Consider the following 26840-nt stretch of genomic DNA (forward strand, 5'->3'; position numbering starts at 1 on the left):
GGGTGGAGTCTAGAAATCGAGCGTGGACGTCAATTCGAGTGTGCGTCCGAGTCCCACACCGAGCTGGTTGGATCCGGCCGCGCTCCAGTACCGCTTGTTCGTGGCGTTCTCGAGATTGGCCTGGAATGAGATACGCTTGCCGTAGACGCGCGTGGAATAGCGCGCGCCTGCCGTCAACAGCGTGTAGCCGCCAATGCTCGCCTGATCCGCACTGTTGACCGGTCGCGGACCGATGTAATACACACCGGCGTTGACCGACAGCCCGGCCAGCACGGGAACGCGGTATTCGGCAAAGAGACTGGCGGTCACGTGCGGCGTGTTCTCTGGCGTCTTGCCGAGCAGCGTAGGGTCGGACGAATCGACCTGTTTGGCGTCGAGATACACTGCGGACGCAGTCAATGAAACGTCCCGTGTCACATCGCCCTGGACAGAAAACTCGACACCGCGATAGCGGGCGTTACCGTCCATCACATAGACGTTGTCGCTGTTGACCTCCGCCGAGGGCTGCCGAAGATTGAACAACGCGAGAGATACGAGCGTATTGCCAGGAAGACGCGTGCGCACGCCCACCTCTTCCTGCCGGCTGACGACCGCCGGCAGTATCTGGTTGGCGTTGTTCGCCGTGGCGGGCGCACTGCCGGCCGATTCCAGCGCCTCGACATAGCTCGCGTAGACGCTCGTATTCGGCGTCAGGCGGAAGCTCACACTGCCCGAAGGGGAAGTCCGGCTGATGTCCGAGTTCGGCGTACCGGCCTGCGACGTGATGTATTCCGAGCGACGCACGCCGGCCACCACCTGGAGTCGCGACGTGAGGTCGATCTGATCGAATGCGTACACTCCGCTATTGCGGATATGTTGCGCGAAAAACTGCTTGGGTGTCCCGCTCGGCGTGAGCTTCGTTACGGGAACGGGATCGTAGAGGTTCTGGCTTGCCGTGAAGAAATTCGTCGTGAAGTCCGGCTGGAACAGCCAGTTCTGCGTGACGCCGACTGTCAGGGTGTGGCCGATCGATCCTGTTTTGAAGTCGCCGTTGACGTCCAGCCGAACATTCTTGTTCTCGTACATCTGGCCATTCTGCTGGCTCGCCTGCAAAGTGCCGGCCCCCGTGGCGACGTTGTACTTCTGGAAGACCCATGCCCAACGGTCGCGACGTGTGATCGACTGGCCGAGAGAAAACGTCGCGCTCCAGTGATCGGAGAACGCGTAGTCGGCGCGGAGCAGCTGCGTATTGGCACTCGCGAGTGTGGGCTGACTGCCGCTGACGAGGAGCTTTGTCGGATCAGGCAGGGCCGGAAGCGAAATGACGCCGTTTTTCGGCGCCAGCGGAACGATACCCGCCTGCTCGACGATGCTCGTTTCGATATGTTCGAAGTCGTACTGGAACTTGAGCTTGCTGTTCACGCGCCAGTCGAACGCCGCGCTGATGAACTTGCGATAGCCGTGGTCACCGTCGATGGGCGTCTCGACGTGTTCGTCCATTGCGTTCACGCGAATGCCGAACTGGTCGTCCGGGCCGAAGCGTCGCGCAATGTCGGCGTGAGCGCCATACGATCCATGCGAATCGCCGAGAAGCGAAATGCTGGTCACGGGGTCGGGGCCCGCCCGTTTGGTCACCATGTTGACGATGCCGGCGGGAACCGTGAAGCCGTAGTACAGCGCGGATGCACCCTTCAATACTTCGACGCGCTCCTTGTCCTCCATCGGCATCCAGATGTTGTTGTCGATCGGAAGCACGCCGTTGAAGTAGAAGCTCGAGCGGTTATCGAGCGGAATGCCGCGGATCGAGATGTTGTCGTACGCGAGGCCGCTCAACTGCTGACGCGTCACACCGGCAACGTTGCGCAGCGCGTCGTAAAGCCCGGTGTCGCCCTGCGCATCCATCACGCCTCGCGTGACGACGTTCACCGTTGCCGGCACATCGAGTGCGTCGAGTCCGCGATAAGGGCCGGTCTCCACGGTCGTGGGAGCAAAGCCCTGCGCCTTCGTGCCTGTCACGCGGACCGGGGCGAGCTGCTGCGGATCGGATGCCGCGGAGGCGTCGGTGGCGGTATCGCCCGTTTCCGCGGTCTCGGCAAAAGGTGGCGAGCCACCGATGATCCCTGCGGCCAGCAGCGCGCTAACCAGCAAACTTCTTGTGTCGAGCAAAGCGACCTTGCTCGCGTTCCTGCGGCGAAACATATACCCCCCGATCAGGCGGACACCGCTCCTCTCACCCATCAAGGTGAGGCACCGGGTGTCGGCCTGTTGTTTTTTAAAGTGCGCATGGTAATACGAATCGTTACCGTTTGCATTTATTCAAATTTTCGTCAATCTGACACATTTGCAGGGCTTTTTTAAAATTACATTTTGCTTTCTTGTTGATTTTCGCTGAACTGTCTGCCGGAGGAACGAACGTCTTTCTCTGCAGGCACTGAGCTATACCGGGCATTACCGATATGGTTAACCATTTTTTGTTATTATGGTTGACCATACAAAACACCGCGCGCCTTCCATGCCGTCGCCACGCTCCCGTCCCATAGCAGCGTTCGCCTACAACTCACCGCCCCTTCCTCTCGCGACCAGGATCATTGTGAATTCACACTCCACCGCCAGTCCGACCCGCACTTCCGCTCGCCACGCCGCTGTGGCGCTAAAGTGGCAAGACGTCGTGTGGCTGGGCGCTATCATCGCGATCGGCATCAACCTGCGCCCGCTGCTGACCTCGATTAGCCCGTTGATGACGACGATCCGCGACGCAACCGGCCTCAGTTTCTACGGCGTGTCGTTGCTGACCAGTCTGCCGGTCGTCGCGATGGGCATCGGCGCATTCGGTGCGGGCGCGTTGGCGCGGACAATCGGCGAGACACGCGGCGTCGCGCTCGGCCTGCTGGCTATCGCGCTCGCCTGCGCGGCACGGTGGACGGCATCGAGCGGTGCGGCGCTATGGGCTACGGCATTGCTGGCAGGCGCGGGCGTCGCCGCGATCCAGGCATTGCTGCCCGCCGTGATGAAGCAGCGTTTCCATGCACGCGTGCCACTCGCAATGGGTGTATTCTCCGCGTCCATCATGGGTGGTGGCGGGCTGGGCGCCAGTTTGAGCCCGTGGGTAAGCCACGCGATGCAGTCATGGCAAGCGGGGCTCGCGGTATGGACGATTCCGGCTTGTGCCGCACTGGTCTGCTGGTTGGCATTGCAGCGGCGCTCTTGCGGGACCGGCGCCGCGGCAAAGCCTGCACCGGCGCATGCCTCCACTCTTTCCCTATGGCGCACGCGCCGCGCGTGGACGCTCGGGCTTTACTTCGGCATCGTCAACGGCGGCTATACGAGTCTTGTCGCGTGGTTGCCGGCGTTCTACCAGCAGCGCGGCGCGAGCGTGGCGGCGAGCGGTTCGCTGCTGGCCGGCATGACGGTGTTTCAGGCCACGGCAGCCTTGCTGCTGCCGCTCGCCGCAGCGTCGTTCCGGGATCGCCGGCCGTGGCTGATGCTCGGCCTCTCGGCGCAATTGTTCGGACTGCTTGGCTTGATTGCCTGGCCCGATGCCGCGCCCTTGCTGTGGGTCGCCGTAGCAGGCGCAGGACTGGGCGGGACTTTCTCGCTGACACTCGTCACCGCCCTGGATCATTCAACCGATCACCGCGTGGCCGGCGAACTCGTCGCCTTCACCCAAGGCGTGGGCTTCATCGTAGCGGCCGTCGCGCCGGTCGTCACCGGCCTCGTGCGCGGCTGGAGCGGCGGCTTCGACGCCGCGTGGACCATGCTGGCCGGCTGCGTCGTAGCCATGATGGCGCTGAGTTTTCTGTTCTCGCCTCGCAGTTGCGGCCAATGGCGCTGAAGGATTGAGCGGCCCGTCATGCGCCGCTTCGGTGCATGAACCTCGCATGCCCCTCGCAGGTGCAGTGGCGGCGGCCCACGCAAACGGCAAGTCCGTGATTGCGTTAGTTTCAAGCCGGCACGGATCGACTGGCATAGCCGTTGCTTTATTCCTCACAGCCGTCGATAAAGCCCCACTCCATGCTGCGTGTTCTCCTCGTAACCGACACCGATAAGCCCATCGGCGATCTCCGCGACGCCCTTGCCCGACTCGGCTACGAGATGCTGGCGGGCACCGCCACGCCGCAAGCATTACATCGCGTGGTACAGAGCGAACGGCCCGATGTCATCATCATCGATACGGAATCGCCGTCGCGCGATACGCTCGAACAGCTTGCCGTGATGAACGCCACCGCGCCGCGCCCGGTGCTAATGTTCAGCCACGACGCCAACCAGCAGTTGATCCGCGACGCCGTCGGCGCGGGCGTCACGGCCTATCTCGTCGAGGGTCTGGCGACCGAGCGTCTCGCGCCGATTCTCGAAGTCGCGCTCGCGCGTTTTGCGCAGGAATCGCAATTGCGCGAACGCCTCGCGCAAGTCGAAAACGAACTCGCCGAGCGCAAGCTGATCGATCGCGCCAAACGTCTGCTGATGGATCAGCAAAAGATCACCGAACACGCCGCCTACGCCAACCTGCGCAAACGCGCGATGAACCAGGGCGTCAAACTCGCCGAAGTCGCGCGCGCCATTCTCGCGTCGGCCGACTCGCTCAAATGAAGCGCCGTCCATGAACTCTCCTACCACCACCGCACTCGCCGCGTCGTCCGCATTGGAAAAGCTCGAGAAGACCCATTTGCGGCTCGGTTTCGTGGCGCTCTCGGATGCCGCGCCGCTCGTCGCGGCCAAGCTGCTCGAATTCGGCCACGCGCACGGCCTGACGCTGGAGTTGTGCCGTCAGCCGTCATGGGCCGCCGTGCGTGACAAACTGCTGTCGGGCGATCTGGACGCGGCGCACGCCCTTTATGGACTCGTCTACGGCGTGCAGTTGGGTCTCGGCGGACCACAAACGGATATGGCCGTGCTGATGGTACTCAACCGCAACGGCCAGGCCATCACGCTGTCGAACCGTCTCGCCGATGCGCTCCCCAAGCACGGCACACTGCCCAAGGCGCTCGCGACGCTCGGCCGCAAGCCGGTCTTCGCGCAGACCTTCCCGACCGGCACGCACGCCATGTGGCTGTACTACTGGCTGGCGTCGCAAGGTGTGGATCCGTTGCGCGATATCGAGAGCGTGGTGATCCCTCCGCCGCAAATGGTCGCGGCGCTCGCCGAAGACAAACTCGACGGCCTGTGCGTCGGCGAGCCCTGGAATACGCAGGCCGAAGCGCAGGGCGTGGGCAGAACGATCGCTTATACGAGCGACGTGTGGCCCGATCATCCCGAGAAAGTGCTGGCGTGCCGGCGCGATTTTGTCAGCGCGAATCCGAATGCCGCGCGCGCGCTGGTGCAAACCATGCTCGAAGCGTGCCGCTGGCTCGACGGCGCGGGACATCGCGAGGAAATCGCGCGCTGGCTTGCGCGGCCAGACTATGTGGGCATCGATGCAACGTTGATTGCTGCGCGCCTCGGCAACGCGATCGCGGCTTCCGCGCCGGGCGGCCTGCCCGTGCGGTTCTTCGACAACGGCGCGGTGAATTATCCGCGGGCGTTCGAAGGCGCATGGTTTCTCACGCAGTTCGAGCGCTGGGGCATGATCGACGCGCGCGCGGATTATGCGGACATCGCCGCGCGGATCAACCAGACGCAGTTGTATCGCGAGGCAGCCGCCGCTATGAACGTGGCCGTGCCGGAAGAAAGCGCTTCACAGGTATTGATCGACGGCGAAACATGGGGCAGCGGCACGTCGCCCACCGGTTATGCACGGCGCTTTCCGATTCGCCGCTAGATCCCGGCCGCGCGCGGGTCACGCCGTATTCAACGGCGGAAACAGCACGCTGACGACTAAGCCGCCGCCGTGTGCATCGGTGAGCGCAACCAGTGCACCGTGCACGCGCGCGATTTCCCTCACGATCGACAAACCCAGCCCACTGCCCTCGACCGCCTGCGTCGCCTCGCTGCGATAGAAGCGTTCGAACACCGCCTCGCGTTCGCCCGCGGCAATGCCCGGTCCATTGTCGATCACCTGCAGCAATGCCTGCGCCCCTTCGCGCGCAACTCGCACGGTAATCACCGCACCGTCGCCGGAATAACGGATCGCGTTGTCGATCAGATTGCCGACCAGCTCCGCGAGCAGATCGCCCTGCCCCATCACGTCGATACGCGCGTCCTGTTCGAAGCCGAGATCGATGCCGCGTGCGCGCGCCACCGGCGACCAGTCGAGCGTCACGCTGCGCGTCACCTTATGCAACGACAGTGCCGCATGTTTGACGGTGTAGCCACTGTGCGCATCGAGCCGCGAGAGCGACAGCAACTGCTGAACAATATGCACCGCGTGTTGCACCGCGCGATTCAACCGCCGCAAATGCACCCCTTGCCGACGATGCCCGCCCGAATTCTCCTCCACACCGTCGATATCGCGCAGCGCCAGTTCGGACTCCGCCTGAATCACCGCCAGCGGTGTTTTCAACTGATGCGCGGCGTCGTTGAAAAAGCGCCTGCGCGATGACTGCATCAGTTGCGTGCGGCCGATGTACTGATTGATCGAATCGACCAGCGGCGTCACTTCGCTCGGCAGCCCGACCGTGTCGAGCGGCGTCGGATCGTCCTCGGCGCGCGCCGCCACTTTCGCCGACAGACGGTTCAACGGCCGCAAGCCGCGCGCCACGCCCAGCCACACGATGCCGAGCGCGAGCACCACCAGCAGGCCTTCCTGTTGCAGCGAGCCGGTGAGAATCTCGCGCGCCAACGCCTGACGCTGCTCGATCGTTTCGCCGACCCTCACCAGCACCACCCGCGTCTGCGCGCTCGGCACGTCGTGCACGGGCAGCCTGAGCATGGCGATACGCAGCGGACGGCCGCGAAACACGTCGTCGTAGAAACGCACGCTGTAGGGCTCGCCCGGCATTTTTCCGGGGTCCGGCAAGTCAGGATAGCCGGTCACCACACGGCCGCCTTCCTCGCGAATCTGATAGTAGATGTTGCCGCCGCCGTTCGATTCGAACATCTCCAGCGCGAGATAGGGAAGATCGACTTCGATCTCGCCGTCGCGCAAGCGGATGCCGTCGCGAATCGAGCGCAGCGAAAATTCGAGCGTGCGGTCAAAAGCCGCATGCGCCGCGTTCATGGCGCGCTGATACGTGAGCCACGCGTCGAGCCCGAGCAGCAGAAGCAGCGGCACTAGCAGCCACAGCGCAACCCGCACGCGCAGGTTCGGCTGCGTCATGCGCTTTTTGCTTCCAGCAGATAGCCGAGCCCGCGCAGCGTCACGATGCCGACCGAACTGCGTTCGAGTTTCCTGCGCAAGCGGTGTACATAGATTTCGATGGCGTCCGCGTTCACCGATTCGTCGAGCCCGAAGATTTTCTCCGACAGCGTGTCTTTGTTGATCGCGCGGCCGTTACGCAGAATCAGCACTTCGAGCACCGAACGCTCGCGCGGCGTCAGCGCGAGCGCTTCTCCGTCGAGCGTGAAGCCACGATCCACGCTGTCGTAAAGCAACGTGCCGCATTGTGCATGGAGCGGTTCCTGGCCGTGACTGCGGCGTAACAGCGCACGCGCGCGTGCTTCGAGTTCGGTGAGCGCGAAAGGCTTGGCGAGATAGTCGTCGGCGCCGAGATCGAGACCGCGCACGCGCTCCTCCACCGAACCGTGCGCGGTCAGCATCAGCACCGGCACGGCGTTGCGGCGCGCGCGCAAACGGCGCAGCACTTCGAGGCCGTCGAGCTTCGGCAAGCCGATATCGAGAATCACCAGTGCGTAGTCCTGAGTGCGTAAGACGTGGTCGGCGGACTCGCCGTCGTGCATGCAGTCCACCGTGAGTTTTGCGCTGGTCAGCGCGTCGGTAAGCGAACGGGAAAGGATTGGATTGTCTTCGACGAGCAGCACGCGCATAAGCAGAATCCCAGGGAAATCCATGAGGCGAATTCGACCATTGTGACGCATTTCCTTCGAAAATTGAAAGCATTCAGAAAGCGTCGACCTCTTACCATTCGCCTACACAAAACCAACACGAAGTTTTCTGGAGGAAGACGTGCAAAACGCTTTGAAGGTACTCGCAGTAGCTGCCGCATTCGCCGTAAATTCAGCATGGGCGGCCATTCCCGCCGGTTATCCCGGTGATTACCAGGCCACGGTCGACGGGGCTAGAAAGGAAGGCAAGCTGATTGTCTACTCGGTCACGGACACCGCGCTGGTGCGCCCGCTCATCAAGGACTTCGAAAGCCTGTACGGCGTCAAGGTCGAGTACAACGACATGAACAGCACCGAGCTGTACAACCGCTACATCAGCGAAAACGCGGCGAGCAGCACCAGTGCCGACGTGCTGTGGAGCTCGGCGATGGATCTGCAGGTCAAGCTAGTCAACGACGGCCTGATGGCCTCTTACGAATCGCCGGAAGCGAGGCACTTGCCGCAATGGGCGCAATACCAGAAGCAGGCTTACGGCACCACGTATGAGCCGCTCGCGATCGTCTACAACAAACGCCTCGTGCCGGCCGGCGACGTGCCGCAAACGCGCGCCGATCTGATCAAACTGCTGCAAGGCAAGCCCGACCAGTTCAAAGGCAAAGTCACGACCTACGACATCGAAAAGTCCGGCGTCGGCTTCAACTATCTGACTCAGGACGCGCGCGTCAACCCGCAGGTCACGTGGGATCTGGTGAAAGCGATGGGCGCCACCGGACCGAAGCTGCAATCGAGTACGGGCGCCATGATGGAGCGCATTTCCTCGGGCGAGAACCTGATCGGCTACAACATTCTCGGCTCGTACGCGCTAACCAAGGCGAAGAAAGATCCGTCGATCGGCTACGTCTATCCAAAAGACTACACATTGGTGGTAAGCCGGCTCGTGACGATTTCGAAGAAGGCACAAAGCCCGAACGCCGCCAGGCTGTGGGTCGACTATCTGCTTTCGCAACGCGGCCAGACCTTGCTGGCCAATCAGGCGAGCCTGTTCTCGATTCGCGGCGACGTGGAAGGTGAAACGTCGATGGCAGGTCTGACGAAGCAGCTCGGCGACTCGCTCAAACCGATCCCGATCGGCGCAGGCCTGCTGGTCTATCTGGACCAGTCCAAACGCCTCGAATTCCTCAAGCAATGGCAACAGTCGATCAAGCGCTAGCCATTCGCGCTTGACACACCGGTGGCCGCACTAACAAACGCGGCCGCCAGCCCTTCCTTCCACACCTGTCGATATGCGGCTTTTATGCCGCAGGGGGACACTCATGCTTTCCACTAGCGCAACCGGACGCCGCGCGGCATCGCCGCACGCGGCAGACGGCGGCTCGATCGGCGCGCTGCCGCGCGGCGGACTGCAGCCGTTCATGGGACTGCTGCGCTGGCTCGTCGTCGCGGTGCTGACCGTGGCGGTCGCGCTGCCGCTCGGCTTCATCCTGTTGCAGAGCGTTCTGAACGCGCCGTTCTTCGACGCGAAGCGCACGTTCGGCCTCGCCGGCTTCGAATTCATTTTCAGCGACCCGGACTTCTGGTCCGCGCTAAAGAATTCGTTCGTCATCGCAGCGGGGATGCTGTTCATCTCGATTCCGCTCGGCGGCATTCTCGCGTTCCTGATGGTGCGCACCGATCTGCCCGGCCGCCGCTGGCTCGAACCGCTGCTGCTCACCCCCGTGTTCGTTTCGCCGATGGTACTCGCCTTCGGCTATGTAGTCGCGGCCGGCCCGGTGGGTTTCTACTCGGTCTGGTGGATGGAACTGTTCGGCACCGCCGAAGCCCCGTGGACCGTTTATTCGGTGTTCGCCATCACGGTGATCGTCGGCCTCACGCATGTGCCGCACGTGTACCTGTATTCGTCGGCGGCGCTGCGCAATCTCGGCTCGGACGTCGAAGAAGCGGCGCGTGTGGCCGGCGCGCGGCCGTTTCGCGTCGCCCTCGACGTGAGCCTGCCGATGACGCTGCCCGCGTTGCTGTTCGCCGGCGTGCTGGTGTTCTTCCTCGGCTTCGAAGTATTCGGCCTGCCGCTCGTGCTCGGCGATCCCGAGGGACACCTGGTACTGGCCACGTATCTCTACAAGCTCACCAACAAGCTCGGCGTGCCCTCGTATCACCTGATGGCCGCGGTCGCGATGTGCATCGTCGCGATTACGTTTCCGCTCGTGCTGCTGCAACGCGGGCTGCTGAAGAGCGCGAACCGCTTCGTCACCGTCAAGGGCAAGGCGGGACGTCAGACCGTGCTGCCGCTCGGCGTGTGGCGCTGGGTCGCGCTCGGCATCGTCGCGCTGTGGTTGCTGCTGACGGTATTCGTGCCGCTTTCGGGCATCACGCTGCGCGCGTTCGTCACCAACTGGGGGCAAGGCGTGCATCTCGCCGAAGTCCTCACACTCGCCAACTTCACCGAACTCTTCGAGCAGGACAACCTGGTGCGCGCGATTCTGAACACGCTCGGTATCGGCGTGTTGGGCGGCGCGCTGGCGGTGGGCTTCTATTCGCTGGTGGCGTTCGCCGGCCATCGCCGCAACGACTGGGCCACGCGTCTGCTCGATTACCTCGTGTTGCTGCCGCGCGCGGTGCCGGGGCTGCTCGCCGGTCTCGCGTTCCTGTGGATCTTCCTCTTCGTGCCCGGCCTGAAGGAACTGAAGAACTCCATGTGGAGCATCTGGATCGCCTACACGGTCGTGTGGCTCGCGTACGGCATGCGCCTGATTCAGAGCGCGCTGCTCCAGGTCGGCCCCGAACTCGAAGAAGCCGGACGCAGCGTCGGCGCCACGCGTTCGCGCGTCAGTCTCGACGTGACGCTGCCGCTCGTGCGCTTCGGTTTGCTCGCGGCGTGGCTGCTGATTTTCATGATTTTCGAGCGCGAGTATTCGACCGCCGTCTATCTGCTTTCGCCCGGCACGGAAGTGATCGGCGCGCTGCTGGTATCGCTGTGGGCGACCGGCGCGGTCGATCAGGTCGCGGCGCTTTCTGTCATCAACATCGCGATGGTCGGTGCCGGGCTCGGCGTCGCGCTGCGCTTCGGAGTGAAATTGCATGGATAAGCTTTCGGTCGACAACCTCTTTCTCAGCTATGGCGACAACCCGATTCTCAAGGGCGTGTCGTTCCAACTGAACCCCGGCGAAGTAGTCTGCCTGCTGGGCGCGTCGGGCAGCGGCAAGACCACGCTGCTGCGCGCGGTGGCCGGTCTCGAACAACCGTCGTCGGGCCGCATCGAACTGGACGGCAAGACGTTTTTCGACGGCGCCGCGCAGGTCGATCTGCCGGTCGAGCAGCGCTCGCTTGGGCTCGTGTTCCAGTCGTATGCGCTGTGGCCGCATCGCACGGTGGCCGATAACGTCGGCTATGGATTGAAGCTGCGGCGCGTCTCGCCCGCCGAGCTGAAAAAAAGGGTACAGGCCGCGCTCGATCAGCTCGGCCTCGGCCACCTTGCCGCGCGTTATCCGTATCAGCTTTCCGGCGGCCAGCAACAGCGTGTCGCGATTGCGCGGGCGCTGGTCTATAACCCGCCCGTGATTCTGCTCGACGAACCGCTCTCGAATCTCGACGCCAAGCTGCGCGAAGAAGCCCGCGCCTGGCTGCGCGAGCTGATCGTGTCACTCGGCCTCTCCGCGTTGTGCGTCACGCACGACCAGACCGAAGCGATGGCGATGTCCGACCGCATCCTGCTGCTGCGCAACGGCCGCATCGAACAGGAAGGCACGCCCGCTGAGCTGTACGGCGCGCCGCGCTCGCTCTATACCGCCGAATTCATGGGCAGCAACAACCGCATCGACGCACGCGTTGCCGCGGTCGACGGTGAACGCGTGACGCTAGCCGGTGACGGCTGGCAACTGCAGGCGCAAGCGCGCGAAGCGCTTACCGCCGGACAGCACGCGCAAGCCGTGATCCGGCTTGAGCGCGTGCAGGTCGCGGACGGTCCCGGCGCGAACCGGCTCGAAGCCGACCTCATCACGTCGATGTATCTCGGCGACCGCTGGGAATACCTGTTCCATTGCGGCGAACTGCGCCTGCGTGCCTTCGGCCACGTGCCGCGCGCGGCTGGCCGCCACTGGATCGAATTCCCCGCCAACGACTGCTGGGCCTTCGCTCAGGCCAGCTAGGAACCGCACCCAATCCCCAACCGAAGTAACAAGACCAACCACAGGAGACTGTTGATGAAGTTGAGCATGAAGAAGGCGACCGTCGGCGTGACTTGCGCCGGGCTCGCCGGTTTTGCAGCGGGCGCGCACGCGCAATCGAGCGTGACCTTGTACGGCATCGTCGATGCGGGCGTCGAATACGTGAACCATGCAAGCAAGGACGGCGGCGCCGCGCGCCTCGTGTCCGGCGGCAAGAACACCTCGCGCTGGGGTTTGCGCGGCGTGGAGGATCTCGGCGGCGGCCTGAAGGCGGTGTTCCAGTTGGAAAGCGGCATCAACATCGCCAACGGCCAGTTCGACGACAGCTCCGGCGCGATTTTCGACCGCCGTGCGACCATTGGCCTGAAAAACCGCTTCGGGCAAATCACGCTCGGCCGCAATTTCACGACCACGTACGACTACATGTTGCAGTTCGACCCGATGGGTTACGCGCCGAACTACTCGTGGGCCACGTCATCCACGGCGACGGGCGGCCGCAAGGACGGGCTGTTCTCGCGCTCGTCCAACGCGGTACGTTATGACGGCACCTTCTCCGGCTTCAAGTTCGGCGCAATGTATGGCTTCGGCAATGTGCCCGGCAGCATGAAGTCGAGTTCCAAGTACGACTTCGGTTTCGGCTACGAGAACGGGCCGTTCGCCGCGGTCGCGACCTTCGACCGGCAGAACGGCGCGAACGACAGCGTCACGCCCGCCGATACCACCAACTATATTCAGGGCATTCACGCCGGCGTGAGCTACGACTTCGGCGCCGTGAAGGCAATGGCCGGTTATCGGAACTACCGGCGCACGTTCCACACCACCGCGCCGACGCAGCGCAGCGACATGTACTGGCTCGGCGGCCAATACGATGTGACGCCGTTCTTCTCGTTGTTCGCGGCCGTCTACCATCAGGACATCAAGGATGCGAGCGACGCCGATCCGACGCTGTTCTCACTGCGCGCGCAATACGCACTGTCCAAGCGCACGGTGCTGTATATGGCGGGCGGTTATGCGATGGCCAAACATGACAATGCGGTCAGTCTGTCACGCGATCTGACCGGCGCGGCGGATACGCAAGCGGGTGTCACGGCGGGTATCCAGCATCGGTTCTGAAGCTTTTTGCGCGGCGAGTCGCTCGGCGACGAGGCGGACTCGCTTCTTGAACAACGCTGCTTTGTACGACGGACCGCCTGACCGGATGGTGGGTCTTGCATCCGTATCCGCCGGCCGTGTGGATCGCTGGGACACCGATAAGATTGACCCGTATCTCGTCTGCAAATACAAGGGTACAGCCAAGACCATTACGCGCCTCGCGTTTCGTGCACTGCCGAACGCCTCAGCCGCGCAACGTCGCGCGGCGTTGCATTGCCGCTCAGAAATTGAAGTTGTCGATATTGCTCGAGTCGAACGTAGTCGGCGGTCCGAGAATGATTTCGCCTTGCGGTCCGACGGTGCGCTTGCCGAGTTTGCCCGCATCGAACGACTCGCCTTCCTTACCACTGATCGTGCCCGACGCCAGCGCCGCCGCGGCATAAGCAGCCAGGTAGCCGAGTTGACCCGGATCCCACAACTGGAACGCCTTGACAGTGCCGTTCTTCACGAACGCGCGCATCTGGTTCGGCGTGCCCAGACCGGTCACCGCCACTTTGCCCTTGCTCGACGAAGTCGAGATATAACGCGCGGCTGCGGCAATGCCGACCGTGGTCGGCGCGACAATCGCCTTCAGGTTCGGATATGCCTGCAACAGGCCTTGCGTTTCGGTGAACGACTTCTGATCGTCGTCGTTACCGTAGGCGATTTTCACGAGCTTGATCTTCGAGTACTCGGGCTTCTTCAATTCCTCCTGCATCCACTTGATCCACGTATTCTGATTAGTCGCGTTGGGCGTGGCCGATAGCACGGCGAACTCGCCCTCGCCGCCCATCAGCTTCGCGACCAGTTGAACCTGGCCACGGCCGATCCCTTCCGCGTTCGCCTGGTTAACGAACAGTTGACGGCCCTCGGGCGCAGTGTCGGAGTCGAAGGTCACAACCTTGATGCCCTGCGACATCGCTTTCTTCAGATATGGCACCACTGCATTGGCGTCGTTGGCGGCGATCACGATAGCGTCCTGCCGCTGCGTGATCAGCGTGTTGATGTACTGCACCTGCGACGAAGCCCCTGCATCCGACGGCCCCACCGCTTTGCCCACGCCGCCGAATTCCTTGATCGCGGCCATGCCGCCGTCGTCGGCGATCACTTCATAGGGGTTGTTGATCTGCTTCGGCACGAAGGCGATTTTCAGACCGCTTTTCAGGCCTGCGGCGGACGCGGCGCAACTGATCGCTATCAACGCGACGCACAGCGCAGCGGTGCCGGTGTGACGTAGAGGTTTAAACATGAAGTGTCTCCTGCCTTGTTGTTGGACGTGGTGTTGTCCGGGTTATCCGGGGTTATCGGTTATTGGACTTTCTCTTCGAGAGACGCAGGCATTGCCAGAACGTTACAGGGAAACAGTGGACTTCGCGATGAAACGCCGGTCGCGCGCCGCGCGCCAGCGGGCAACCAGATTCGGTATCAGCACCGACGCCAGCAGCAGCACGCCGGTGACGATGGTGAGCGTTTCGCTGGACACGTCGTCGAGCGTCAGCGCGTTTTTCAGCACGCCGATAATCAGCAGCGACAGCAGCACACCGATCATCGAACCGCGTCCGCCGAAAATACTCACGCCGCCGAACAGCACCGCCGCGATCACCGACAACTCGAAACCTTCGCCGTTGTCGCCGCGCGCGCTGGTGAAGCGCAGCGTATAGACCACGCCCGCCAGCGCGCTCATGGCGCCGGACAGCACGAACAGACGCAAGCGGATTTTCGCCACTTCGATGCCCGAGAATGCCGCTGCGGTCGGATTCGCGCCGATCGCGTAGAGACTGCGGCCGAACGCCGTGGATTGCAGCAGCACAGTGAATGTCACCGCGCCGACAATCACGATGACAAACGGCAACGGGATGAAACTCCCGCCTAGCGTGTTCATGCCAAACGCCGTATAAGCCGCCGGAAAATCCGCCACCGCCTGGTCGCCGAGCAGCACATAGGCGAGACCGCGAAACAGCGCCAGCGTGCCGATCGTCACCGCGAGCGAAGGCAGATTGAGCTTCACGATCACGAGGCCGTTCAGCAGGCCGGCCAGCGCGCCGGCAATCAGCACGAGCACGATCACGACCGGAATCGGCAGGCCCATATGCCACAGCACGCCCATCAACGCGCTGGATGCGCCGAGCACCGAGGCCACCGACAGATCGATTTCGGCGGCAACGATGATCAGCGTCATCGGCAGCGCCATCAAGGCGATCTCGGTCAGATCCGCCAGCACGTTGCTCAGATTCGCGCCGGTGAGAAACACGGGCGACAACAACCTGCCGAGCGCGAGCGAGAGAATCAGTACGATCACCAGCAACACTTCCCATTGCAGCGGCGTTTCGCGTTTGCGCGTGAGCAGCGCGGAATCGGGTTTAGCCATGATCGCGTTTCCTCATCATGCGTTTGGCGACGGAGCGGGCCAGCAAGGTATCGGCGGTAATCGCGGCGACGATCAACGCGCCTTCGATCGCCTGCTCCCAGAAGGGCGACACGTGCAGCACCACCAGCGCAATGCTGATCACGCCGAGCACGAGCGCGCCGAGCGTAGCGCCGAGAATGGTGCCGACGCCGCCTGTGATCGCGACACTGCCCACCACGGCGGCAGCCACCACCTGCAACTCGATGCCCTTCGCCGTGCTGGCATCCACGGTGCCGAAGCGCGCCAGCCACAACGCACCCGCAAAACCGGCAATTGCGCCGGACAGCAGAAAACCCGACATCACGCGACGCTCGACGTTCACGCCGGCCAGTCGTGCGGCCTCTGGATTCGAGCCGATCGCGTAGTGTTCACGGCCACCGCGAAACTGCTTCAGATAGACGGCGAGACCGACCAGCACGACGATGGCGATCACCGCGAGTGTCGGAATGCCGAGCAGCGTGCCGGTGGCAAGGCGTGAAAATGCATCGGGCAGACTTGTGGCATTGATCTGCCCGCCGTGCACCCATGCATAGTCGGCGCCGCGAAAAATGTACAGCGTGGACAACGTCGCCACGAGCGACGGTACGCGCCCCACCGCGACGAGCAGCGCGTTGATGCTGCCCGCCACGAGCCCGATGGCGAGCCCCGCCGCCAATGCGACGATCACCGGCATCTGCGGAAACGCGACATACAGACCGCCGACCGCATACGAGCTGACGCCGACCGTGGATCCGACCGAGAGATCGATATGCCGCATCAGGATCACCACGGTCATGCCGGCTGTCAGCAGACTGATGATCGACACGTTCAGCAGCACGTCGCGCAGATTCTGCAGATTCAAAAACTGGGGTTTCGCGAGCCCTGTACCCACGATCAGCAGAATCAGCACGACAAAGAGCGTCGTCTCGCGGCTCTTCGCGATGCTCGCGGCAAATCCGCCTGGCGAGCTCGCCGCGCGCTTCGCGACCGGTGCATGAACCGGCGCGGGATGGGTGGAAGAATGGCGCATCATGCGGCGTGCCCCAATGGTGGAACCGTTTGGCCGGGTTGGCCAGGTTGGCCTGGATAGCCGACGGATTGGCCGAGTGCGGCGGCCATGATGCGTTCCTCGTCGGCGTCGGCACGCGCTATATCCGCGCTGATACGCCCCTCGTGCATCACCAGCACGCGGTCGGCCATGCCGAGCACTTCCGGCAATTCGCTCGATATCATCAGCACGGCCATGCCGTCGCGCACCAGTTCCGCGAGCGCGCTATACACCTCCGCTTTGGCGCCCACGTCGATACCACGCGTGGGTTCGTCGATGATCAGCACTTTCGGCCCGGTTGCCAGCCATTTGCCGAGTACGACCTTCTGCTGATTGCCGCCCGACAACGTGCCGACCGGTGCATTCGGATCGCCCGCCTTGAGGTGCAGGCGCGTGCCCCATTGTCTGGCGAGCTGCGTCTCGCTGCGCGTCGAGATGAGGCCATGTTTGACCAGCCGCCCGAGCACCGTCATCGACGCATTGCGCGCGATGCTCAACTCCAGTGCGAGCCCTTGCTGCCGGCGATCCTCCGGCACCAGCGCCAGTCCGGCACGCACTGCGGCGGCGGGCCGGCCCGCCGTCAGACGCTCGCCGGCAATCCAGATCTCGCCCGAGTCGAGCGGATCGATGCCGAAGATCGCCCGCGCGACTTCGCTGCGCCCCGCGCCGACCAGTCCTGCCAGCGCCACGATCTCGCCCGCGCGCACGTCGAAGGAAATGTCCTTGAACACGCCGATGCGCGTGAGGCCGCGCACCGACAGGCGCACTTCGCCCGGCGGCCTCTCGGCCTTGGGATAGAAGGTTTCCAGATCGCGCCCAACCATTTTTGCAACGATCGATTCGGTGTTGAGATCGGCAGTGAGACCGTCGAAAACTTTTGCGCCGTCGCGCATGATCGTGACGCGCTGTGTCAGCGCGAATACTTCGTCGAGCCGGTGCGTGATGAACAGGATCGCCACGTCGCGCTCGCGCAGCTTGCGCACGATCGCAAAGAGCCGTTCCACTTCGGGTAGCGACAATGCAGCGGTGGGCTCGTCCATGATGAGTACGTTGGCATTCAGCGACAGCGCCTTGGCAATTTCGATCACCTGCTGATCGGCAATCGACAAACCGCGCACCAGCTGATCGGCGCGCAGATCGACGCCGAGCGACGCCAGCAGGCCGTCCACCTCGCTGCGCATCACGTCGTACTGAATGCGGCCGATGCGGTCGACCGGCTGCCGTCCCATGAAGATGTTCTCCGCGATCGACAGATCGAAGAACAGCGTCGGTTCCTGATAGATAACCGCGAGGCCGGCGTCGCGTGCCTCGGCGGGTGTCGCGAAGCGGCGCGCCACGCCGTCCACCAGCAACTCGCCGGTGTCCGGCTGATGTACGCCCGCGAGAATTTTCACGAGCGTCGATTTGCCCGCGCCGTTTTCGCCGAGCAGTGCATGCACTTCGCCCGGCCATAGCGCGAGATCGCCGTCGGATAGCGCGCGAACCCGGCCGAATGATTTACTCGCGTGCCGCAATTCGAGTCTCGGCACCGGGGATGTGGGTTGCTGCACTGCGTGTCTCCTTCTATTTCGCGTTCCAGGGCACTTCAGATGCGGTAGCAACGTTCAGCATTCCGGCAAAACAGCGCCTCTTTCTCGGCGACGCTCGCGCCATCGACGATCGATCCATACGCATGCCACAAATCCGCGTAAGAGCCGAACAGCCGGTCGACCGGAAAGTTCGAGGCGAACATCGCGCGCTCGACACCGAACGTATCGATCGTTTCGAGTACGTACGGCCGCAGGCTTTCAACGGTCCACCGGTGATCGAACATCGCGAGCCCGCTGATCTTCACGGCGACATTGGGGCAACCCGCGAGCAGGCGCATGCCGTCGCGCCATGCGCGATAACCGGCCACGCTGGTGCGATCCACGAACATGCCCGCGTGGTTGATCACGAACTGCGTGTCGCCATGCGAGCGCGCCAACGCCGCCGCTTCTTCCATCTGTGACGGATACAGTTGAAGATCGAACGACATGTCGTAACGGCGCAGCAGCGCGAAGTGCTCGCGCCATTGCGGCTCGCGCATGAAATGACGGCCGACGTAATCGAACAGCCTGTTCTCGTGCACGTTCAGAATCTGCCGGATGCCGCGCGTATTCGCGAGCGACGCATGGGCTTCGAGCACGGCCGGCGCATTCGGCGCGGACAGATCCACCGCGGCGACAAGCGCGTTCGGCATGCCGCCCGATTCCTTGCGATCCGCAATGGATTGCAGCCAGCGCGTTTCTTCCACCGGATCGGCAGGATCGTGATTCGCTTCGACGTGCACCAGTTTCAGCACCTCGATGTCGCCCGCCTCGCCCAGCAGATCGTCGAGCAGGTAGTCGTGCTTCAGATCGCGCGCGTCGCCCACGAACGACACGCCGGGGTTTTCAAGCCATGGATAGCGATGCGTTTTCAGATCCCAAAGATGGATATGCGAATCGACCACCTGCATGCGACACCCTCCGTCCGGTGAAGATCGTTTCAAGGTCAGCTCAGCGAATTCAGATGAAAGACCGGTTCGAGCGGCTGCTGAAGCGGCGTGTGATCCGGTGCCGTCCGCATGATGTCGGCCATGTAATCCCACCATTTGCGCATTACGTCGAGTTGCGGCAACTCGTTCATGGTGTGGTGGTTATTTCGCGTCAGCATGGCGAATAGATGGTGCGAGTCCGGGTCGAAGAAAATCCGGTAATCGCGCACGCCGGCGTTGTGCAATGCATCAACCAGTTCGGGCCAGATTTGCGCGTGACGTCGTTCGTATTCCTCGCGCATGCCGGGGTTGAGCACCATCCGGAAAGCAATTGTTTCCATTGCGGCCTGTCTCCCGTCGTATCGGGCGCTTTCTCAGAGAAGCGTCTGATGCGACTATAATTCCTGCGTCGATAGCATCTCAATCCGTTGTTGGGATTGGGCGATCCACAAACCGAATCGCACCCGCCCCATGAGCCAACATTCAGCAACTATCGCACTGGTCAATCGGCTCAAGTTCAAGCACCTCGCGCTGCTCGTCGCGCTCGACGACGCACGCAATCTCCATCAGGCCGCCGAGGCCGTCAACGTGGCCCAGCCGAGCGCGAGCCGCATGCTCGGCGATATCGAGGAAGCGTTCGGCTTCCTGCTGTTCGAGCGCAACGCACGCGGTATGACGCCCACGCCGCTCGGCGTCGTCACGCTGGCCTACGCGCGGCGCGCGCTGGCCGAGCTGACCCGTTTCGCTGAAGACCTCGAAGTCAAGCGCCGCGGCGGTCACGGGCAACTGACGGTCGGCGCGATCATGGGCGCCGCGCCCGATCTGCTGGCTATGGCAGTCGCCGCGCTGAAAACCGAAAGCCCGCTGCTGAATGTGCGCATTCTGGGCGAAACGAGCGATCAGGTCGTGCAATTGCTGCATCGCCGCGAAGTCGATCTGGCGCTCGGGCGCCTCACCAGTCCGCTGCAACACAACGATTTCAGTTTCGAGCCGCTCGCACGCGAGACGCTGCTGCTGGTCGTGCGTTCGGTGCATCCGCTCGCGCAGCGCGCGCGCCTTACCCTGCGTGAGCTGATCGACTGGCCGTGGGTGGCGCAGCCTGTCACCAGTCCGGCGCGTGTGCTTTTCGAAGAGGAACTCGCGCGTGCGGGACTGGCCACGCCGGTGAACCTGACCGAATGCGCGTCGATCTTCGCAACGCTGCAATTGCTCGAGAATTACGATGCGGTGGCAATGCTGCCCGAATCCGTGGTGCGCGATCATTTGCGCGGCAAACTGCTGGTTGCGTTGCCGCTCGAAATCGGCAAGAGCCTTTCGGGCTTCGGCATTCTCACGCGCAAGGAAGAACCGCTGGCTGAACCCGCGCTGCGTTTCATCGATCTGTTGCGCGGTTTCTCGCACAAGCTCAAGCGCGACGACACCGCCGCGACCGCATCCAGTCCGCTGATCGCGGCTTCGGTTCCGGTGAACTGAAATCGGCATTGCACGTTACTGCAGGTTGACGAAGAGGCCGCCGTCCACCAGCAACGCTGCGCCGGTCACATAGCGCGCGCGGTCGGAGGCGAGGAACGTCACGCAATCGGCTACATCTTCCGGACGACCCAACCTGCCGAGCGGAATACGTTTTTCGAAGTAGGCTTTTTTGGCTTCGTCGGCGAGATCCTCCGCGTTCAGATCCGTGGCGATGGTGCCCGGCATGACCGAGTTGCAGCGAATGCCGTACGGTCCCAACGCGACCGCGCAGGATTGCATCAGCGAATGCACGCCCGCTTTGGTCGGTGTGTAATGCGTCTGCATGCCGCCGCCCACCAGCGCGCTGATCGAACTCGTCGCCACGATCGCGCCGCCCGTGCCTTGCGCTTTCATCTGTTGCGCGGCGGCTTGCGTCACGTAGAACGCGCCATTCAGATTGACCGCCACTGTCGACTCCAGAACTTCGGGCGGCATGTCGAGAAAAGCATGGAACGGGCAGATGCCCGCGTTGCTGGCGAGCACGTCGACTTTGCCGAAAGCTTCCACCGTATGGCGCACCAACTGCTGGCCGGTTTCGCGCGCTGCGACGTTGCCTTCGATTGCAATCACGCGCCGCCCCAGCGCCTCGATTTCGCCGACCACTTCAGCGACGGCGGAACGGCGTCCGTACGATGCGTCGTTATCGCCCCAGTAGTTGATCGCCACGTCCGCGCCTTCGGTTGCGCACGCAACGGCTATCGCGCGGCCGATGCCACGCGAACCGCCGGTGACGATCACGACCTTGTCCTTGAGCAGCACGTCATTCTCCTTTCCTGATTCGACACTGCCTGGTTCGACACTGCGAGGTTCGGGCGCCAGAAGCGCCTGAACCGCAGCGCATGATCAACGCGCGTAAGGCCGCACCAGTGCGCATTCCGGATTCAGCCTCACGCCGAAGCCCGGCGCGTCCGGCACTTTCATGCGTCCGCTCACCGGCACCGGCTCGTCGAGCAGCAGTGGCGTGAACATCGGCACGACCTCGTCGGCCTTGGGCGCCATCATCAGAAACTCGGCGAACGGCGAGTTGTGCCGCGTCACCACGAAGTGATAGCTATACACCGACGAACCGTGCGGCACCACCATCACATTGTGGGCATCGGCAAGCGCGGATATCTTGATCAATTCGGTAATGCCGCCGCACCAGCCGACATCCGGTTGAATCAGATCGCAGCATTGCATCTCCAGCAGCATGCGAAAGCCCCAGCGCGTCGCTTCGTGTTCGCCGGTCGACACCATCATGCCGCGTGGCACGTTGCGGCGCAGTTCGGCGTAACCCCAGTAGTCGTCGGGCGGCAAACATTCCTCGATCCATTTCAGGCCGTATTCGTGCGCCGCTTGCGCGAGCCGTGTGGCATACGGCACATCGAGGCTCATCCAGCAGTCGTACATCAGCCAGAAGTCGTCGCCGACGCGGCTGCGCATCTCCGCGAGCTTGTCCAGATTCTGCCTGAGACCGGCGTCGCCTTCGGCCGGGCCATGCTGCAACGGCAACTTGCCGCCGATGAAACCCATCTCCTTCGCCAGATCAGGCCGCGCGCCGGTAGCGTAGAACACGAGTTCGTCGCGCACCGGACCGCCCAATAGTTGGTACACCGGCTCCTTGCGCACTTTCGCGAGCAGATCCCACAACGCGAGATCGACGCCCGAAATCGTATTCAGCACCACGCCTTTGCGACCGTAGTACAACGTGGAAAAGTACATCTGATCCCACATTTTCTCGATGTCGGTGACAAGCTGGCCTTCGAGAAAACGCGCGAGATGTTTCTCCACGATGAACGCACCGATCTCGCCGCCCGTCGTCACCGCGAATCCGACGGTGCCGTCGCTTGCTTCGATCTCCACCACGAGCGTGCCCAATACATTGATACCGAACGACTGGCGGCTCTGCCGGTACTCCGGATAACGCGCCATCGGCGTGGAAATGTGATCGTCGATCCAGTGTCCGCCGGGTTGGTCGTGATAGTCCGCACCGCCGCCGCGGACGATGAAGGCACGCACGTGCCGGATGGTAGGCATGGCCATGAATGGGACTCCGTTATGAGTGCGTCGAGCGTGCGCCTAGCGGGCGCGATGCAGTAAGGCTTCGAAAGCGGCGGCCGGCTGGGCGGGATCGCGGCGCAATAGCGTGCCGATCATGAGCGCGGCGAGCAGACTCGACACGCCCAGCACGACCAGTCCTGCCGACGTCGAAGAAAACGCGCGTTCCGCCGCGGTGCGCAAGCTCGGCGCAATGAAGCCGCCGAGTCCGCCGAGCGAATTGATCAACGCGATGCCGCCCGCCGCGGCGGCGCCTGTGAGGTGGCGTGTGGGAAAGGTCCAGAAAAGCGGCTGTGCGGCAATGAAACCGCTCGCTGCACAACACAGCGCAAGCAAGCCGATCGCGGGGCTATTCACGAGTCCCGACAAGCCGATGCCCAGGCCTGCGACGAGCAGCAATGCCACCGCCCAGCGCCGATGCCCGCCTGTTCGATCCGCGCGGCGCGGCACATACCAGGTCACGGCGAGCGCGCACAACCACGGCAGCGCGGCAACCAGACCCACACGCAAACCGACCGTCGTTCCAAGGAAAGCCGCCACCTGTTGCGGCAGATAGAAAATCACGCCGTACACGCTCATCTGGATCAGCAGATAGATCGCAGACAGCAGCAGCACGCGCCGATCCACCAGTGCGGCCAATATCCGATGCGGACCGTGCGCGGACGCGGCACGCGCGTCGTCTTCGAGCGCATTGCGCAAGCTCGCGCGCTCCTGCGGTTCGAGCCAACGCGCGTCTTGGGGACGATTGTCGAGATACCAGAACGCCCACACGCCTACCACCGAAGCCAGCGCGCCTTCCACCAGAAAGAGCCATTGCCAGCCGGCGAGACCCAGCGCGCCGTGCAATTCGAGCAGCGAACCCGACAACGGACTGCCGAAAATAAACGCCAGCGGCGCGCCGAAATAAAACACGCCCACCGCGCGCGCTCTGGCCGATTGCGGAAACCAGCGCGTAAGGTAATAGATCACGCCCGGAAAGAAACCCGCCTCGGCGACGCCGAGCAGAAACCGCAACGTGTAGAACGCGGTCGGCGTATGCGCGAGGCACATCGCGGCCGAGACGAGCCCCCATGTCACCATGATCCGGCACATCCAGGCGCGCGCACCGACCCGATGCAACAGCAGATTGCTCGGGACTTCGAACAATGCATAGCCGACGAAAAACACCCCCGCCCCGAAGGCAAACGCCGCGTTCGACAAGCCCGTATCGTGCTGCAAGGCTTTTTGCGCGAAACCGATGTTGACGCGATCGAGAAACGCCAACACGTACATGAGCAGCAGAAACGGCAGCAACCGGCGCATTACCTTGCTGTTGATCGCCTCCAGTGAAACGGGCGCGTGCGGGTCCATCTCGTCTCCTTCACAAAGCGCGCGGGCGGCGGCTCTGCGTTTTGCTGTCTTATGTACCGCTAAAGACGTAACGCCGGCGTGATTGCGCGGCGACTCAATAGGTCGCGCGCCCGCCGGACAGGTCGAAAACCGAACCGGTGCTGAACGCGCAGTCCTCAGAGGAGAGCCACAGGATCAGCGATGCCGCTTCTTCGGGTAACAGGAAGCGGTTCATGGGAATCTTCGACAGCATGTAGTCGATGTGTTGTTGCGACATCGAATCGAAGATCTCGGTTTTGGCCGCGGCGGGTGTGACGGCATTGACGAGAATGTTCTTCGTCGCGAGTTCTTTTCCGAGCGATTTGGTCAGGCCGATGAGGCCGGCCTTGGAGGCGCTGTAGTGCGAGGCGTTCGGGTTGCCCTCTTTGCCCGCCACCGACGCGATATTGACGATCCGGCCATAGCCCTGCTTGAGCATTTGCGGCACGACCGCGCGGCAGGTCAGATAGGGGCCGATCAGGTTCACGTCGATCACGCGACGCCAGATATCGGGTTCCAGTTCCCAGGTGGTGCCGTTGCCGCCGGTGATGCCGGCGCAATTGATCAGCACGTCGATCGCACCGTGATCGGCGACGGTTTGCGCCACGGCCTGCGCGACGGCGGCTTCCTGTGTCAGCTCGACGGTGACTGCCGTGACTTTGCCCAGTTCGCTCAGCTCACGCTGGCTGCGGGCGAGACGTTCGGCGTCCACGTCCCATAGCGCGACCGATGCGCCCGAGTTCAACGCCCGCTGCCCCACCGCGTAGCCGATGCCGCGCGCGCCGCCGGTAATGGCGACTACGCGCCCCTCCAGATCGATCCGATTCATCGCTGTGCTCCTGTGGCAGGCCTGAGCGGCGTGCCTTTGTGTTGTATCCGGCTGTCTGTGCTGCTGGTTCAGCCAATATACGAGCGGTGCGATGCGCTAACAATTCGAGTATTGGAGGGGGTGATAACAAAAGTGGATCGAAGGGGCATCGACAGGTCTGATGTGTAAATTCGCACACTCGCCGTAACTCAGGCCTGCTGCCGACTCAGCTTCGCGCGCTCGAAGAATTCGAACAAGCTCATGCCAGCGAGCATTGCGGCCACGAATCCCCACGCCTTGGGAAACCCGGCGCCTAATGCGACCAGCGCAGGGCCCGGACAAAATCCGGCAAGTCCCCAGCCCACGCCGAATACCGCGCTTCCCAGCACGAGCCGCAGCGTGATGTGGGTGCTGGCGGGAAGTTGCATGGGCAACCCCAGCAGGGATTGCTTGCGGCGTTTTGCCAGCAGGAATGCGATAGAGCCGATGGCTATTGCACCAGCCATAACGAATGCCAGCGACGGATCCCATCGCCCTGCGATGTCCAGAAATCCCAGCACCTTCGCCGGATTGGCCATGCCGGACACCATCAGACCGACGCCGAACAGCAGCCCGGAAAGTAACGCGGTGAGCAAACTCATCTCAGCCTCCCAGCAGATGTCTGGAAATGAACACGGTCAGAAAACCGCTCGCCATGAACGTTGCGGTTGCAACAATCGAACGGATGGACCCTCGCGAAATGCCGCAAACACCGTGGCCGCTCGTGCAACCGCCCGCGTAACGCGTGCCGATGCCGACCAGAAAGCCCGCGACGAGTATCTCGCCCCACCCGGCCTGGATATCCGGCGCTATCCGGCTACCCAGCAAGCCTGCCAGCACAGGTGCTCCGATGAGCCCGGCAAGGAAAGCGACACGCCATCCCGCGTCTTTCTGCGGCGTGCCGACCAGGCCGCCGACTATGCCGCTGATGCCGGCTATACGTCCGTTGAACAAAACAAGCGCGGCAGCCGCGGCCCCGATCACCAGGCCGCCAGTCAATGACAGGCCGGGCGTGAAACTCGCGAGATCAATCGACATCGCATCTCCTTATCTTCATTGGGTGCAAAACTGGTCGTACAGCACGGTCATGACCGCAATCGCTTCCTTGCTCGCGACGGAATAAAAGATGCTCTTACCTTCCCGGCGAGTCTCGACCAGTTCGTTATCGCGAAGCACACCGAGTTGCTGGGAGAGCGTGGGCTGACGTATGCCCAACTGTTCTTCCAGGTCGCTCACACACGCCTCGCCTTGCGACAGTTGACACATCAGCAGCAACCGGTCGGGATTTGCCAGCACCTTCAGCAGCGCGCAGGCTTTCTCTGCCGAGGACTGCATCACCGAAAGGTCGATTGGAGCGGATTTCTTTCGCATCACACCATCCTGTCATCACAGATCAACATTATATTTTTTTATATATTGTTTGTGAATAGAATGAGCGACATCCTCCCCGTTTCAGGGCGTTCGCTTCCGCCGGGCTTCGGAAGATGGCGTTGGTCTGCCCCCTTCACGCGCGCGAGAGCGGTTGCGCAGTGCGGCCGGTCCGCTACACCGGCCCCAACACGCTGCACGTTATTTTTTGCACTTGCACAAATGCTCCGTCGAGCCGGATACTAAGCCGGCCCGCGTTGTCTCCTCAGCGGGTGCATCAGTCTTCGCCCGCCCCCGCGCGGGCTTCTTTTGAACGATGGATGCAAAAGTCGGGAGGCGCCATGGAAGTCTGCGATGGATGCTCCGGCATCAACGGCCGGCCTGTCGATGTTCAACGGCAGGAACACCTCACGCTGATCGGTGTGGCGGAATGCAACGGCACACTCGTCCTCGAACACTATCGCTGCGATAAATGCCGGGCGGTTATCGCCAGACAATTCACGGGCGACTCCGATGAACGGATCTGGAGCGTAATCGAAACTGCACATTGAGAACCGGCGCAACGGTCCGGACCGGACAGACCTCTACCGTTATCGGCAATGTCCGGTTCCTCGCATTCAGCCGGATC

At 62.8% G+C, this 26840-nt stretch carries 25 protein-coding genes and 1 pseudogene; 10 read left to right on the plus strand and 16 right to left on the minus strand.

From position 1 onward, the window contains the following. Positions 1 to 9: 9 nt before the first annotated feature. Complete coding sequence (locus tag NE850_RS02930) at positions 10 to 2178, minus strand: TonB-dependent siderophore receptor (RefSeq protein ID WP_310698425.1); 2169 nt, start codon at positions 2176 to 2178, stop codon at positions 10 to 12. A 391-nt stretch (positions 2179 to 2569) separates the two neighbouring features. On the opposite strand from NE850_RS02930, the gene NE850_RS02935 reads away from it, so the two are divergent. The 3 genes from NE850_RS02935 to NE850_RS02945 all read left to right on the plus strand — a co-directional run bounded on the left by NE850_RS02935 (position 2570) and on the right by NE850_RS02945 (position 5734). Continuing rightward, positions 2570 to 3811, plus strand: a complete 1242-nt coding sequence (locus NE850_RS02935) for a cyanate transporter (protein WP_035516700.1) — start codon at positions 2570 to 2572, stop codon at positions 3809 to 3811. A gap of 179 nt (positions 3812 to 3990) precedes the next feature. Further along, a complete protein-coding gene (locus NE850_RS02940) occupies positions 3991 to 4566 on the plus strand; it encodes an ANTAR domain-containing response regulator (RefSeq protein ID WP_007177633.1) in 576 nt (191 codons plus the stop codon). 10 nt (positions 4567 to 4576) lie between these two features. Next, positions 4577 to 5734, plus strand: a complete 1158-nt coding sequence (locus NE850_RS02945; RefSeq protein ID WP_310698426.1) for a CmpA/NrtA family ABC transporter substrate-binding protein — start codon at positions 4577 to 4579, stop codon at positions 5732 to 5734. Positions 5735 to 5752: 18 nt separating this feature from the next. On the opposite strand, the gene NE850_RS02950 is transcribed toward NE850_RS02945, so the two are convergent. Both NE850_RS02950 and NE850_RS02955 read right to left on the minus strand, forming a co-directional pair. Further along, positions 5753 to 7171 (minus strand): sensor histidine kinase, encoded by a 1419-nt coding sequence (locus tag NE850_RS02950; protein ID WP_007177635.1) that lies wholly within the window; start codon positions 7169 to 7171, stop codon positions 5753 to 5755. Continuing rightward, positions 7168 to 7839: a response regulator gene (locus NE850_RS02955; protein WP_007177636.1), complete on the minus strand. Its 672-nt coding sequence runs from the start codon at positions 7837 to 7839 to the stop codon at positions 7168 to 7170. The genes NE850_RS02950 and NE850_RS02955 overlap by 4 nt, the downstream gene beginning before the upstream one ends. Before the next feature lie 139 nt (positions 7840 to 7978). On the opposite strand from NE850_RS02955, the gene NE850_RS02960 reads away from it, so the two are divergent. From NE850_RS02960 to NE850_RS02980, 5 genes and pseudogenes are all read left to right on the plus strand, one after another. After that, positions 7979 to 9067, plus strand: a complete 1089-nt coding sequence (locus NE850_RS02960; RefSeq protein WP_007177637.1) for an ABC transporter substrate-binding protein — start codon at positions 7979 to 7981, stop codon at positions 9065 to 9067. A gap of 103 nt (positions 9068 to 9170) precedes the next feature. Further along, positions 9171 to 10940: an iron ABC transporter permease gene (locus NE850_RS02965; protein ID WP_007177638.1), complete on the plus strand. Its 1770-nt coding sequence runs from the start codon at positions 9171 to 9173 to the stop codon at positions 10938 to 10940. Next, positions 10933 to 12000: an ABC transporter ATP-binding protein gene (locus NE850_RS02970; protein ID WP_165188609.1), complete on the plus strand. Its 1068-nt coding sequence runs from the start codon at positions 10933 to 10935 to the stop codon at positions 11998 to 12000. The genes NE850_RS02965 and NE850_RS02970 overlap by 8 nt, the downstream gene beginning before the upstream one ends. Positions 12001 to 12054: 54 nt before the next feature. Further along, on the plus strand, positions 12055 to 13131 hold the full coding sequence (locus tag NE850_RS02975; RefSeq protein ID WP_007177640.1) for a porin: 1077 nt from the start codon (positions 12055 to 12057) through the stop codon (positions 13129 to 13131). Beyond that, positions 13100 to 13315: pseudogene (locus tag NE850_RS02980) on the plus strand (STY0301 family protein); the annotation flags it as partial. The gene NE850_RS02975 and the pseudogene NE850_RS02980, both read left to right, overlap by 32 nt. A 75-nt stretch (positions 13316 to 13390) precedes the next feature. Here the strand turns inward: NE850_RS02980 and rhaS are convergent. The 6 genes from rhaS to rhaM form a co-directional block, all read right to left on the minus strand. Continuing rightward, complete coding sequence (gene rhaS, locus NE850_RS02985; protein WP_007177642.1) at positions 13391 to 14398, minus strand: rhamnose ABC transporter substrate-binding protein; 1008 nt, start codon at positions 14396 to 14398, stop codon at positions 13391 to 13393. A 102-nt stretch (positions 14399 to 14500) separates the two neighbouring features. Further along, on the minus strand, positions 14501 to 15517 hold the full coding sequence (locus NE850_RS02990; protein WP_310698427.1) for an ABC transporter permease: 1017 nt from the start codon (positions 15515 to 15517) through the stop codon (positions 14501 to 14503). Further along, on the minus strand, positions 15510 to 16568 hold the full coding sequence (locus NE850_RS02995; protein WP_310698428.1) for an ABC transporter permease: 1059 nt from the start codon (positions 16566 to 16568) through the stop codon (positions 15510 to 15512). Before NE850_RS02995 ends, NE850_RS02990 begins: the two co-directional genes overlap by 8 nt. Next, the gene (locus NE850_RS03000) at positions 16565 to 18133 is read right to left on the minus strand and encodes a sugar ABC transporter ATP-binding protein (RefSeq protein ID WP_007177645.1); all 1569 of its coding nucleotides are present in this window, start codon (positions 18131 to 18133) and stop codon (positions 16565 to 16567) included. Before NE850_RS03000 ends, NE850_RS02995 begins: the two co-directional genes overlap by 4 nt. A gap of 35 nt (positions 18134 to 18168) precedes the next feature. Further along, a complete protein-coding gene (locus NE850_RS03005) occupies positions 18169 to 19062 on the minus strand; it encodes an amidohydrolase family protein (RefSeq protein WP_310698429.1) in 894 nt (297 codons plus the stop codon). 35 nt (positions 19063 to 19097) lie between these two features. Then, positions 19098 to 19421 (minus strand): L-rhamnose mutarotase, encoded by a 324-nt coding sequence (gene rhaM / locus NE850_RS03010; protein WP_007177647.1) that lies wholly within the window; start codon positions 19419 to 19421, stop codon positions 19098 to 19100. 130 nt (positions 19422 to 19551) lie between these two features. On the opposite strand from rhaM, the gene NE850_RS03015 reads away from it, so the two are divergent. After that, complete coding sequence (locus NE850_RS03015) at positions 19552 to 20553, plus strand: LysR family transcriptional regulator (RefSeq protein WP_007177648.1); 1002 nt, start codon at positions 19552 to 19554, stop codon at positions 20551 to 20553. Positions 20554 to 20568: 15 nt separating this feature from the next. Here NE850_RS03015 and NE850_RS03020 read toward each other — a convergent pair whose 3' ends face one another. The 7 genes from NE850_RS03020 to NE850_RS03050 form a co-directional block, all read right to left on the minus strand. Beyond that, on the minus strand, positions 20569 to 21351 hold the full coding sequence (locus NE850_RS03020) for an SDR family NAD(P)-dependent oxidoreductase (RefSeq protein ID WP_007177649.1): 783 nt from the start codon (positions 21349 to 21351) through the stop codon (positions 20569 to 20571). Positions 21352 to 21435: 84 nt separating this feature from the next. Then, positions 21436 to 22614: an L-rhamnonate dehydratase gene (gene rhmD, locus NE850_RS03025; RefSeq protein WP_007177650.1), complete on the minus strand. Its 1179-nt coding sequence runs from the start codon at positions 22612 to 22614 to the stop codon at positions 21436 to 21438. A 36-nt stretch (positions 22615 to 22650) separates the two neighbouring features. Beyond that, positions 22651 to 23979, minus strand: coding sequence for an MFS transporter (locus tag NE850_RS03030; RefSeq protein WP_310698430.1), 1329 nt, complete (start codon positions 23977 to 23979; stop codon positions 22651 to 22653). A gap of 94 nt (positions 23980 to 24073) precedes the next feature. After that, positions 24074 to 24826, minus strand: a complete 753-nt coding sequence (locus NE850_RS03035; RefSeq protein WP_007177652.1) for an SDR family NAD(P)-dependent oxidoreductase — start codon at positions 24824 to 24826, stop codon at positions 24074 to 24076. A 188-nt stretch (positions 24827 to 25014) separates the two neighbouring features. Beyond that, positions 25015 to 25446, minus strand: coding sequence for a YeeE/YedE family protein (locus NE850_RS03040; protein WP_310698431.1), 432 nt, complete (start codon positions 25444 to 25446; stop codon positions 25015 to 25017). A 1-nt stretch (position 25447) separates the two neighbouring features. Beyond that, positions 25448 to 25882: a YeeE/YedE family protein gene (locus tag NE850_RS03045; protein WP_310698432.1), complete on the minus strand. Its 435-nt coding sequence runs from the start codon at positions 25880 to 25882 to the stop codon at positions 25448 to 25450. A 15-nt stretch (positions 25883 to 25897) separates the two neighbouring features. Next, positions 25898 to 26215: a metalloregulator ArsR/SmtB family transcription factor gene (locus NE850_RS03050; protein WP_007177655.1), complete on the minus strand. Its 318-nt coding sequence runs from the start codon at positions 26213 to 26215 to the stop codon at positions 25898 to 25900. Between the two features lie 338 nt (positions 26216 to 26553). Between NE850_RS03050 and NE850_RS03055 the strand changes: the two genes are divergently transcribed. Further along, entirely contained in the window at positions 26554 to 26763 is a 210-nt protein-coding gene (locus NE850_RS03055) for a hypothetical protein (RefSeq protein WP_007177656.1), read from the plus strand. Positions 26764 to 26840 lie beyond the last annotated feature (77 nt).

Source organism: Paraburkholderia sp. USG1, assembly GCF_031570135.1.
In the GTDB taxonomy this organism is placed as follows: domain Bacteria; phylum Pseudomonadota; class Gammaproteobacteria; order Burkholderiales; family Burkholderiaceae; genus Paraburkholderia; species Paraburkholderia dioscoreae.